11 protein-coding genes and 1 pseudogene are annotated in these 12,039 nt (G+C 44.9%); 1 reads left to right on the forward strand and 11 read right to left on the reverse strand.

What is annotated here, in order from left to right; translation table 11 throughout:
• Window positions 1–42: 42 nt before the first annotated feature.
• On the reverse strand, window positions 43–1,236 hold the full coding sequence (locus RH86_RS19055; protein WP_009388064.1) for a methyltransferase: 1,194 nt from the start codon (window positions 1,234–1,236) through the stop codon (window positions 43–45).
• A gap of 68 nt (window positions 1,237–1,304) precedes the next feature.
• On the reverse strand, window positions 1,305–2,279 hold the full coding sequence (gene cysB / locus RH86_RS19060) for an HTH-type transcriptional regulator CysB (protein WP_005595897.1): 975 nt from the start codon (window positions 2,277–2,279) through the stop codon (window positions 1,305–1,307).
• A 351-nt stretch (window positions 2,280–2,630) separates the two neighbouring features.
• On the opposite strand from cysB, the gene RH86_RS19065 reads away from it, so the two are divergent.
• Window positions 2,631–3,395 (forward strand): hypothetical protein, encoded by a 765-nt coding sequence (locus tag RH86_RS19065; RefSeq protein WP_005595896.1) that lies wholly within the window; start codon window positions 2,631–2,633, stop codon window positions 3,393–3,395.
• Between the two features lie 150 nt (window positions 3,396–3,545).
• Here RH86_RS19065 and pyrF read toward each other — a convergent pair whose 3' ends face one another.
• The 9 genes and pseudogenes from pyrF to RH86_RS19110 form a co-directional block, all read right to left on the reverse strand.
• Window positions 3,546–4,241: an orotidine-5'-phosphate decarboxylase gene (gene pyrF / locus RH86_RS19070; RefSeq protein ID WP_009388067.1), complete on the reverse strand. Its 696-nt coding sequence runs from the start codon at window positions 4,239–4,241 to the stop codon at window positions 3,546–3,548.
• 85 nt (window positions 4,242–4,326) lie between these two features.
• Window positions 4,327–5,496, reverse strand: coding sequence for a lipopolysaccharide assembly protein LapB (gene lapB, locus RH86_RS19075; RefSeq protein WP_009388068.1), 1,170 nt, complete (start codon window positions 5,494–5,496; stop codon window positions 4,327–4,329).
• Window positions 5,497–5,521: 25 nt separating this feature from the next.
• Window positions 5,522–5,800 carry a LapA family protein gene (locus RH86_RS19080; RefSeq protein WP_009388069.1) on the reverse strand — a complete coding sequence of 93 codons (279 nt, stop codon included), beginning with the start codon at window positions 5,798–5,800 and terminating at the stop codon, window positions 5,522–5,524.
• Between the two features lie 133 nt (window positions 5,801–5,933).
• Window positions 5,934–6,215, reverse strand: coding sequence for an integration host factor subunit beta (gene ihfB, locus RH86_RS19085; RefSeq protein ID WP_005595888.1), 282 nt, complete (start codon window positions 6,213–6,215; stop codon window positions 5,934–5,936).
• A gap of 202 nt (window positions 6,216–6,417) precedes the next feature.
• Window positions 6,418–8,088, reverse strand: coding sequence for a 30S ribosomal protein S1 (gene rpsA / locus RH86_RS19090; RefSeq protein ID WP_005595887.1), 1,671 nt, complete (start codon window positions 8,086–8,088; stop codon window positions 6,418–6,420).
• Window positions 8,089–8,196: 108 nt separating this feature from the next.
• A complete protein-coding gene (gene cmk / locus RH86_RS19095; RefSeq protein WP_005595886.1) occupies window positions 8,197–8,877 on the reverse strand; it encodes a (d)CMP kinase in 681 nt (226 codons plus the stop codon).
• A gap of 279 nt (window positions 8,878–9,156) precedes the next feature.
• Window positions 9,157–9,471, reverse strand: a complete 315-nt coding sequence (locus RH86_RS19100) for a ComEA family DNA-binding protein (RefSeq protein WP_009388070.1) — start codon at window positions 9,469–9,471, stop codon at window positions 9,157–9,159.
• 137 nt (window positions 9,472–9,608) lie between these two features.
• Window positions 9,609–11,468 carry a peptidylprolyl isomerase gene (gene ppiD, locus RH86_RS19105; protein WP_009388071.1) on the reverse strand — a complete coding sequence of 620 codons (1,860 nt, stop codon included), beginning with the start codon at window positions 11,466–11,468 and terminating at the stop codon, window positions 9,609–9,611.
• Window positions 11,469–11,639: 171 nt separating this feature from the next.
• Window positions 11,640–11,924, reverse strand: a pseudogene (locus tag RH86_RS19110) (HU family DNA-binding protein); the annotation flags it as partial.
• Window positions 11,925–12,039: the final 115 nt, after the last annotated feature.

Consider the following 12,039-nt stretch of genomic DNA (forward strand, 5'->3'; position numbering starts at 1 on the left):
TTCTATTGCGAATAGGTTATTTTCATCACATTTGGTGAGTCATCATTCACGCTGAGCTTGGATCAGCAGATTTCTTGGCGTCACTTCGCGACTGCAAAATTCACTCACAGTCACCTTATAGCCACTTTGCTGCAGATAGAGCGCTTTATCGAGCACCAACCACAACTCAATCGCGCGTTTAAACAACTGCTGAATTAAGCTCAATTTTTCCATTTGCCAATAGCGTTTGGTGCCTTGCTGTAAATAAGCGTCAAAATCACATTGCGGCAAAGTAAACCCTTTCTGTTCTGCAGCCCATTGGCAAAACGGCACAAAGCCCGAAGATAGCTGTGATTTTTTAATACTCGGTACAGGTTGATAGTCCGCAAAACCAAGCTCTTGTCGCAACAATATATCCAAGCCTAAACGATAACTCATTTCCAAAAGACGATGGCGTTTAACTCGTTCGCCTCCCGTAACTAACTCTTGTAATGGTATACGCAGTTCTGATTGGTTAAGTCTAAGAGCAGAATGGCGACCTAACGTTGAGAGCGCTCCGTAGTGCTCGCTAGCCGTTAAGTGATAGCAGCATGGTGAAATAGTCATCGCCGACAGATGGTGAGCAACCCCCTTCTCAAGTAAAGTGGCATGCAGATCACCACACGCATGTAGCGCAACCGCATGCTGCCCAGAGTTAAAGACTTTATCAACTTCATCACTCAGCGCATCACCATGCACAAACGTCATTGATAGCCCTTGCTTATCCGCTTCTTGCTGACCGGAGTGACACAACGGCGCTTGATACTCAAGGCTGGTGACTTTTTGTTGGCTTTGACTAGCCAAAATACGCCCTAAGAAGCCTTTGCCAGAACACCACTCCAGCCACTCTTGTGCTTGATGATTTTGCAGCGCAGCTTCACCCATCGCGGTAATTTGCGCCAGCTTACGCCCGGGAATGCCGTTATCCACGCCACGCGTGAGCGACAAGCCATGCAGCGTGACCGAAGGCACCACCAATTGCGCCAAAAAATTAGCTAAATCGGGAAAATAACCGCTAACCGCTTCAACCAGTGCTTGCTGGTTTTGCTTATAGAACTCAATTTGTTCATCCGTAAGAGCGTTCAGCCATTGACATAAAGAGGGGTGACTTTGCTGCCAAGGCAACTCGGAATTTTGTGAGACAAAAAATGGCTCAAAGCGCCAATAATCTTGATGCTGAAGAAGGTATGTATCGATGGAGTTAAATAGAGTATGCATGCTTCCCTCTAATGAGCCACGTTGCGAGGCGCTAAGTTTAGAGGGAAGTGACGTGATTTTATAGTGAATTAACGCACTGGCAATTCGATGTCTTTGAACATTTCTTCAATTTCTGCACTCGATTTAAGCGACAATGCTTGTTCAACCACTGGACGGGTTAAGTGTGGTGCAAAGCGCACCATGAAGTCGAACATATACGAGCGCAAGAAAGTACCACGGCGGAAGCCAATACTGGTGGTGCTGGCACTGAAGATATGACTAGCATCAATCGCAACCAAATCATGATCTTGTTCTTTGTCGATCGCCATACTCGCAATCACACCTACGCCCATACCCATACGTACATAGGTCTTAATCACATCGGCATCGGTTGCCGTGAAGACCACTTTTGGTGTCAAACCTACTTTGTTAAACGCGGTATCCAACTCTGAGCGACCAGTAAAGCCAAATACATACGTGACCAACGGGTACGAAGCAAGATCTTCAATCGTCACTTTGGCTTTTTGCGCCAGAGCATGATCTTTAGGCACCACAATTGAGCGGTTCCAGTGATAACACGGCAGCATAATCGCATCTTGGTAAAGGTGCAGCGCTTCAGTCGCAATCGCAAAGTTAGCGGTGCCCTTGGCAATCGCCTCAGACATCTGGCTTGGCGTGCCCTGATGCATGTGCAACGACACTTTTGGGTAACGAGCAGTAAAGCCCTTAATCACATCTGGCAGCGCATAACGAGCTTGAGTATGCGTAGTTGAGATATTCAATGTACCCATCTCAGGGTGAGTATGCTCACCAGCGACCGCTTTAATGCTCTCAACGCGAGCCAAAATTTCTTGTGAAATACGGACAATATCTTCGCCCGCCGTAGTCACTTGAGTTAAGTGTTTACCGCTGCGCTCAAAGATTTGAATACCCAGTTCATCTTCCAATAAACGAACTTGTTTACTGATGCCTGGCTGAGAGGTGAATAGACTCTCTGCGGTAGCGGATACGTTTAAATTGTGATTGACTACTTCAACAATGTACTTCAGTTGTTGTAACTTCATTCTCGACCTCGTAATCCCTTATCGACGTGCAGATTAATATAACAAAGTCATCACTCTATAGTGAGAGAGTTCAAGAATTCGTTACATAGATTATAATATTTAGTTATAACGCCTCTGAGATGAAATTGGTAGCGAAAATGCCCATTTCCCCCGATTAACAAGGCTATGTTGAATTTATAAACACAAATTTTGCAATCGAAAGCTCAGTTTCTCGTCTGAAATTATCTTTTCAATATGAATCAAACCAGCAACACGCAATAATAGCGGAGTGTCAGAATATTTGGTGCCTTAGGCTAGCAGAATCGTGTATGCTTACTGGCTAGCCATCATAAACTAAAGATAACGGAATTTATGAATATTGGTTTAATCATTGCTTTAGTCGCCATCTTGTTGGTACTTGTTCTCGGTTACAACATCATTCTCCAATACAACGCAAAAGTTGCTACGGCGAGAAAACAAGAAAGCGCGCGCTATATTGCAATCATCGATGCCACTGAAGAGTTGATTGGGCACGCCCATCACATGCCTTTCAGCAAAGAATTATTGCTTTGCCTCAACAACCGTATTCTTGACGCGGTGCAAAACATGCATGAGCTGGATCCTAAGAATAAGCAACTTGAGCAAAGAGTCGAACACGTAAAGCAGCAGATCGAAAACCTGAAAACGAATTTTCAAGGTGGCGAAAGCGCTGCATTCAAAGTTCCAAGCAGCGATAAACAAGCGATTGTGATGCTGAAATTGGTTAAACGTCTACGTGACACCGTGCGTAATGAACACAACAAAGGTCGCTTTGATACCGAAGCATACGTCGCCGAAAATGCGCGCCTTGAAGGCATTCAAGTACGCATTAACATCGAAAACGTGGTAAAGCGTTCCAAAGATGCGATTGTTCGTGGTCAACCGGGCACGGCGATTCAATTGTTGCGTAAAGGCTTAGATGTCCTAGCAACCAAAAATGATGCTTACTCAGCCACAGCGCGTGAAAAGCTGCAAACTATGTATGATGAGATTGAAAAGCGCCGTCAGAATCAAAGCGCAACCGAATTGCAGCAAATCGCTGACAAAGAGCGTGAAGAAGATATGGACGTTCTATTCGGTGAAAAGAAGAAGTGGTAAACACTGCCCTACTATTCTCAATAGCTCATACCAAAGGTCGCATCTGCGGCCTTTTTTATCATTTCTAATAAGCATTTAGAGAGCCGATATAACAAAAGGCCAGCTCTCGCTGACCTCTTTTCAATCTAATCTCGCTAAGTGCCAGTACGACTACGCTAGTGTCGCGTTAATCTCAGCCAAAACTTGGGCTGGATTGATAGCTTGCGTGATAGGACGACCAATAACAAGGTAATCAGAGCCGGCTTGAATCGCTTCTACTGGCGTCATGATTCGGCGCTGATCGCCTTGTTCTGAGCCTGCAGGGCGAATGCCCGGAGTGATCAATTTGAACTCTTGGCCTAGCTCAGCTTTCAGCATCAACGACTCATGCGCTGAACAAACCACACCATCTAGACCAGCATTCTTGGTTAAGCTTGCAAGACGAATCACTTGATCTTTTGGTGCCATATCTAAACCGATGCCCGCAAGATCACTTTGCTCCATACTGGTTAATACCGTCACACCAATGAGTAGCGGACGATCTTTGCCATACGGCTCGAGGATTTCACGTGACGCAGCCATCATACGTTCACCACCACTGGCGTGTACGTTAACCATCCATACACCCATCTCTGCTGCGGCACGTACCGCCTTCGAACAAGTGTTTGGAATATCGTGGAATTTCAGATCAAGGAAAACAGAGAAGCCGCGCTTATGCAGCTCTTTGACGAAATCAGGACCAAACAGCGTAAACATTTCTTTGCCTACTTTCAGACGGCATGACGCAGGGTCAATACGATCTACAAAGGCAAATGCGTCCGCTTGGTTGTCATAATCCAGTGCTACGATGACTTTTTGGTCGATCATTTCATCTCCTAATTAACTTATTATTGTGCTTAAACGTTTTTTATTTAAAAAAATGCAGCTAATAAATTAGCTGCATTAAAATCCATTATTCGCCATCCAATCCGCGGATTGGCTTAATCGTGCCCCAGCCCTTACATGAAGGACAGTGCCAATACATTGAGTGGGTTGAGAAACCACATTTACGGCATCGATAATGCGGTTTAACTTTAAGTTGTTCGCCCACAAGCTTTTGTAAGGTCGCCAAACTCTCTTTCGCTCGCCCTTCTTCAGCGTTGATCAAGTGGTAATCCATCAAGCGGAAGAAGCCCTTCATGGTTGGGTTCTTAACTAACTGGCGAGTTAATAGCTCTTGAGCTGCACCTGGCCCTTCATGCTGAGCGACAAGTTGTGCCAACATCAATTCGGCAGATACACCAGCTTTGCTGGCGATACATTGACGTAAGAACTCAAGCAATTCATCTTCTTGTCCCAGATGATGGTAACAGTCAGCTAACGTTGGCAGCACTTCACTAATGAAATCGATATCTTGCTCAATCACCGTCGTAAGATATTTGATGGTGTGCAGATAGTCTTCACTCTCAAGATATAACTTACCTAATGCGATACTGGCTCGCACACATTTAGGATCTTCATTGAGAGCGCGTTTGAAATGAGCAATCGCCTCTTGACGGTCGCCTTCAGCTTGATCTTGCATGGCCATTTCACAATAGAAATGAGCAATGCTGCTACGCATGCGTTTACGGCCTAATTTCACCAACAACTGAGCATAATGCGTCGCCTTATGCCATTCTCGTGTTTGCTGGTAGATTGCGACTAACTGCTGCAGTGCCGCTTCACGATGATCCGGCTCTTCAACCAACTGCTCGAAGATTTTTTCAGCACGGTCAAGAAAGCCTGAGGCCATGTAGTCTTTAGCCAGCTGCTGCAAAGCAATATTTTTTTGATCGATCGTCAAACCAGAACGAGAGATGAGATTTTGGTGAATGCGAATCGCACGGTCTACTTCACCACGTGAGCGAAACAGGTTACCCAACGCCAAGTGAGTATCAATGGTGTCGTCATCCACTTGAAGTAGTTCGATAAAGTGATCAACAGCCTTATCAGACTGATCTGATAACAGCAGGTTAAGACCCATCACATACTGGCGGGATATTTGATTCGAGTGTTTCTGCTTGTCTTGCTGGGCGCTACGATTACCCATATACCAGCCGTAAGCGGCGGCAATTGGCAATAACAAGAAGAGTATTTCTAGCATTGAGGAAAAAGTCTACCTATCTCGATTACGCTTTATTCTGTACAACCTCAGTAGAGGCTGGAGTGAGCTTTTTAAGCTGCTTGTTCAGTTTACGGATCTGAAGCTGTGACTTCAGATGAAGAGTGCCAAAAATAATCCATGCGACTGCAAAGCCGGTAACAAAAACCACACCAAGCAAGGTTGATAGATGAAAGTCTCCCTGAGCTAACAGGTAGTTAAAATTCACAACCGCTTGATTTTGCGAGCCTAACGCCAACGCGACTAGAAACAAAACTAATACGATAACGATTTTTATAATTTTCATAGTCCATTACCCATCCGAAAATCTGCTGCTAAGATTATGCAGTAAAACCTATAAACACTCCATGGTTATCTTACCATAGGCAAAAAAAGGCGGTGTGCTAGAAGCAAACCGCCTTTTTATTATTCAATTCGAATTAACCTAGGTTCACTCGTTCACGCAATTCTTTGCCTGGTTTGAAGTGAGGTACGTATTTACCTTCTAATTCAACTTTATCGCCGGTCTTAGGGTTACGACCTGTACGTGGCTCACGGTAGTGAAGTGAGAAACTACCAAAACCGCGAATCTCGATGCGATCGCCCTTTTCAAGCGTTGATGCCATATGTTCAAGAATGTCTTTTACCGCATCTTCGACTTCTTTTGCTGAAAGATGTGTTTGCTCAGCGCAAAGTCTTTCAATCAATTCAGACTTAGTCATAATTTCCCTCGTAGAGTAATTTATCACTTATTATAGTAACTAATACCAATTCCAACAAACACTTGCTATCAATTCTAGACAATATTTGAACAACATGCGCAAGTATGATTCAGCTTGTTGACTCGTTGTTGCAGAAATTGGTTTTAGCCCACACAAATAAAAAAGGAGCCTTGCGGCTCCTTTTTGCTATAAGGGAATAAAATTATTCGCCTTTAGCTGCTTTGAAAGCGTCTGCCATAGCGTTACCGAATGCAGCGTCATCTTGCTTGTTGATAGATGCCATTGCTTCTTGCTCATCAGCTTCATCTTTAGCTTTGATAGATAGGTTGATTACGCGGTTCTTACGGTCTACACCAGTAAATTTCGCTTCAACGCTGTCACCAACGCTTAGGATTAGAGATGCGTCTTCTACGCGGTCACGAGCGATTTCAGAAACGCGGATGTAACCTTCTACGCCTTCTTCAAGCTCGATTGTTGCGCCTTTAGCATCAACAGCAGTAACAGTACCGTTAACAAGAACGCCTTTCTTCTTCTCTGCAACGTAAGCATTGAATGGGTCATTTTCCATTTGCTTAACGCCTAGAGAGATGCGCTCACGCTCTGCGTCTACTGCTAGAACAACTGCAGAGATCTCGTCGCCTTTCTTGTACTCACGTACAGCTTCTTCGCCAGCAACATTCCAAGAAATGTCAGATAGGTGAACTAGACCGTCGATGCCGCCGTCTAGACCGATGAAGATACCGAAGTCAGTGATAGACTTGATCTTACCAGTCACTTTGTCGCCTTTAGCTTGCGCTTCAGCGAATGACTGCCAAGGGTTAGCTTTACACTGTTTTAGACCTAGAGAGATACGACGACGTTCTTCGTCGATCTCAAGAACCATAACCTCAACTTCGTCGCCAACATTAACAACTTTAGATGGGTGGATGTTCTTGTTAGTCCAATCCATTTCAGAAACGTGAACTAGACCTTCAACGCCTTCTTCGATTTCAACGAAGCAGCCGTAATCAGTTAGGTTAGTAACACGACCAGAAAGCTTGTGACCTTCTGGGTAACGTTTAGCGATTGCTACCCATGGATCTTCGCCAAGTTGCTTAAGACCTAGTGATACGCGAGTACGCTCACGATCGAACTTAAGAACTTTAACTAGGATTTCGTCACCTACGTTAACGATTTCTGATGGGTGCTTAACGCGTTTCCATGCCATATCAGTGATATGTAGAAGACCGTCAACACCACCTAGATCAACGAATGCACCGTAGTCAGTAAGGTTCTTAACGATACCTTTAACTTCTGCGCCTTCTTGTAGGTTTTCAAGTAGCTCATCACGTTCAACGCTGTTTTCAGATTCGATAACTGCGCGACGAGAAACAACTACGTTGTTACGCTTCTGGTCAAGCTTGATAACTTTGAACTCTAGCTCTTTGTTTTCAAGGTGAGCAGTGTCACGGATAGGACGTACGTCTACTAGAGAACCTGGAAGGAAAGCACGGATACCGTTTAGTTCAACAGTGAAACCGCCTTTAACTTTACCGTTGATGATACCAACAACAGTTTCAGCTTCTTCGTAAGCTTTCTCAAGAACGATCCAAGCTTCGTGACGTTTCGCTTTCTCACGAGAAAGTTGAGTTTCACCGAAACCATCTTCAACAGCGTCTAGAGCTACGTCTACTTCGTCGCCAACAGCAACTTCAAGTTCGCCAGCAGCGTTCTTGAATTGCTCTGCTGGGATAGCAGATTCAGACTTAAGACCAGCGTCAACAAGAACGAAACCGTTCTCGATAGCTACTACAGTACCTTTAACGATGCTGCCTTGTTGGAATTCAGTTTCGTTCAGAAACTCTTCAAAGAGTTGAGCAAAAGATTCAGTCATTTATTTGATCTTCAATAAATTAAACGTCCACGGGTATCCTACCGCATGGGGTTATTAAATTCGCCAGCCATCATCCTTGCGGCCGACGCTCTGAGCTGACCCCGCGAATTACGCAGTCAGTTTAGATTCGATATATTGTAGTGCTTTTTCGACCACTTCGTCGATACCCATCGACGTAGAGTCCAGCACAAGCGCATCCTCTGCAGGGCGCAACGGCGCCACTGGGCGATTACGATCACGATCGTCACGCTCTTGGATCTCGCTTAAAAGGTCAGCAAAGTTAACATCTAACCCTTTCTCTTGCAACTGTTTAAGACGGCGCTGAGCACGTTCATCGGCACTTGCATCGAGGAAGATTTTCACTTCAGCTTGAGGAAAGACCACTGTCCCCATGTCACGACCATCGGCCACTAGGCCTTTACCATCAGCGAACGCACGCTGACGACGTAGCAATGCTTCTCGCACTCGAGGTAGCGCAGCAACCTTAGATGCCGCCATGCCCGTTTGCTCTTTACGCAGCTCACCCGAGACATCTTCGCCTTCAAGGATGACCTTAACCAATTCGCCTTCAGCAATAAACTGCACATCTAAGTGCGTAGCAAGTGCTACCAGTGAATCTTCAGTTTCAAGATCAACACCGTGGTGAATTGCCGCCAAAGCAAGTACGCGATAAATAGCACCAGAATCTAGCAAATGAAACTCTAGCTTGTTAGCGAGTTGCATACAAAGCGTGCCTTTACCCGCACCACTTGGTCCATCAACGGTGATAACCGGCGTATGAGAGGACATGAATTACTCCAAGTTGTTTGCGCCACTGCAATGCTGCTATGGCTTTCGGCGAGAAATTATAGTGCTATTTGCCGCTAGGTTCTAGGGAAGTTTTAGCTAATTAGTTGGTCATTTAAAGAGAAAAGAAAAACCCAAGGGAAATTGGTTATCCCTTGGGCATTTTGCTGGCAATCTGGATTGATAGATTGCTGAAACGTGGCCTAAGCCGTGATAACCGCAGAGGTCATCGTCACCGAAAGATGAACATCTCAGCAGTCAGTACCGTTTCAACTCGCCACTTTACAGTTCAATCCGGCCAACATTTTTGGCCACAGTAGCCTCACCCACTCCGCTTACTTTCGCCAGTTCTTCAATTCGCTTAAATGGCCCTTGTTGGTCACGATAATCGACAATCGCCTGCGCTTTAGTTAAGCCGATGCCCTTGAGCAAATCCGCTATTTCTTGTGCCGATGCTTGATTAACGTTAACGACAATTTCAATGCCATCGTATTTTGGGTTTTCAGGTGGAGAATCTGGTTGTTGTTCTGCCAAGACGGCAGTAAAAGGAAGCGAAAAAGTGAGTACAACAGAAAGAACAAGCGCTTTGATATTCATGACAATTCCTTATGTTCATAGTGGTGGAATAGCCAGCATAATCAGTTCAGAAGGATTTGTTGATTGCAATAGTGAGAAACAAAACGGGCTGCCAAAGCAACCCGTTTTAATATTTATATCATTTACATTGATAAGACTTATTGAGTCACAGCAAAGTATTCGATATCCGTCGTTTTACGCAGAATGCTAATCAAACCACTTAGGTCTTGTTGCGCATTCATTTGTACCATCTGTTCAGCGATTTGGTCGTTGTATTGCGTGGTAAACATATCTGAAATCGACAGCAACTCAACAATAGCAACATCGCCATTGAAGACTTTTGCTTGTGCATATTCAACTTTGCCTTCCGCAGGTTTCGCCATCGCGAACACAACGTCAGCAAGGTGTGAACCACGGTCGATGTTTTCAACATCACCAAACGCTAAGCCGTTCTCAGCCAATACTGCTTGATTGCCCGCTTTTAGCTCAGCAACCACTGTCTTAGCCAACTCAATCGCGTTCTGTTCACCTTTCACTTTTGATAGTTGCGCGACAACTTGATCACGTACAGCTTCAAGCGGTAAAACGGTCTCATCACGTGCATCTTCAACACGAACCACGATAACGTGCTCTGGTGCAATTTCGATCACTTCAGAGTTCAAACCATCTTCTTTCACTTCTGGGCTAAGAATCGCTTGAATCACTGCTGGTGATTTTAGGATTTCTGGCGCATCCACTTGAGAAATAAAGTCTGTCGTTTCGATCTTCGCGTTAACCGCTTCAGCGGCATCGTCCAGTGAATCTGGGTATTCAAAAGCGACTTTTTCAAGTTCGCTTTGCAACTCGTAGTACTGGTCGATCGCTTGCTGATCACGCATTTCTTGTTTGATGGTTGCCGCAACTTCAGCCAATGGCTTCGCCACTGAATCTTTCAACGCATCAAGCTTGATGATGTGGTAACCAAAGTTCGATTTCACTAAGCCAGAGATGTCGCCTGGATTTTTAAGCGCGAAAGCGGCTTCTTCAAAGGCAGGATCCATGGTGTCACGTTCGATAAAGCCAAGTGAACCCCCTTCTTCTGCACTGCCAACATCTTCTGATTTTTCTTCAGCAAGCGTTGCGAAATCAGCACCAGCATTCAATTCATCTAGAATCGCTTGCGCTTTCGCTTCGTCGTCACCTTGAACAAGGATGTGGCTTACTTCACGCTGTTCTTCAGATGAGTATTTATCAAGATGCGCTTGGTAGTACGCTTGTACGTCAGCATCATCAATCTGAATGTTTTGTTTTAGCGCTTCTGCAGACAACTCAATGTAGGCAACCTTCACTTGTTCTGGACGAGTGTAGCGCTCTGGATTTTGCTTGTAGTATTCGGCAATTTCTTCGTCAGTCAGTTGCACTTTTTGTGCGAAATCCGCCAACGCTAGGTTGATGGTTTTCACTTCACGTGTTTGCATCAGCAGTTCGCTTTGCGCATTCACTTCACCTGGAAGAGAAAAATCACTCGCTTGGACTGCCGTTACTAACTGGTTACGCACGAGATCACGACGTAGGTATTGAGCAAAGCTCTCAGGGCTAAAGCCTGCACGACGTAGTGCTGATTGGTACACTTCTTGGTTGAAGACACCTTCAACTTGGAATTGTGGCATTGATAGCAATAGCGCACGAACCTGTGCATCACCCACTCGTAGACCTAGTGTTTGAGCGTGTTGCTCTAACAAGGCATCATTCACCATACGGTCAAGAACAGATTGGCGGAAAGATTCTACGTAGCTTGGATCAGCCAGTAAGTTTGAGAAATAATCACCAAGCTGAGCTTGCATACGATTACGTTCGTTTTGGTAAGCCTGTTCGAAATCACCACGACTAATTTCGACATTCCCAACTTTAGCCGCAACGTTGTTAGTACCACCAACGATGTAGCTACCTACTCCCGCAAATACGAAAGACAGGATAATCAGGCTTAGGATAATTTTAACCGCGATGCTATTCACGCCTTCGCGTAATCGATCCATCATACTATTGTTACTCTCCGCGAATGATCCGTTATCGTCTCGGCATGAGACAACACGGCTTCTATTTAAAATAATTTCGGTAGCGAGATGATATCAGAAAAAGAAATGCGCATCAGTAGGATGCGCATAAATTAAAACGGTTCTAACAAACTACTGACGCGTAGCTTGTTTAGATTAGTTGCAAGAATCTTTTAGTGCTTTACCAGCTTTGAAAGAAGGTACTTTCGCTTCAGCGATTTGGATTTCTGCGCCAGTCTTAGGGTTACGACCTGTGCGAGCTGCACGAGTACGAACGCTGAAAGTACCAAAGCCAACTAGAGCAACTTGGTCGCCTGATTGTAGAGTACCGCTTACCGCCTCGATGAATGCGTCTAGGGCACGGCCAGCTGCTGCTTTAGATAGGTCTGAGTTTTCTGCGATTTTTTCTACTAATTGAGTTTTGTTCACGGTATTTCCCCTTTGGGCCGTCTGTTATTATTTTGTAAGACGGCTATTCGTTCCATTTAGTTTCAAATTCAGCTCTACCCCTTATCTATCAAGGGTTCAAGCTACAGTGGCTAAAGTTAGCTTCCAA

This window comes from Vibrio sp. N418, from assembly GCF_000222565.1.
GTDB lineage: Bacteria > Pseudomonadota > Gammaproteobacteria > Enterobacterales > Vibrionaceae > Vibrio > Vibrio scophthalmi.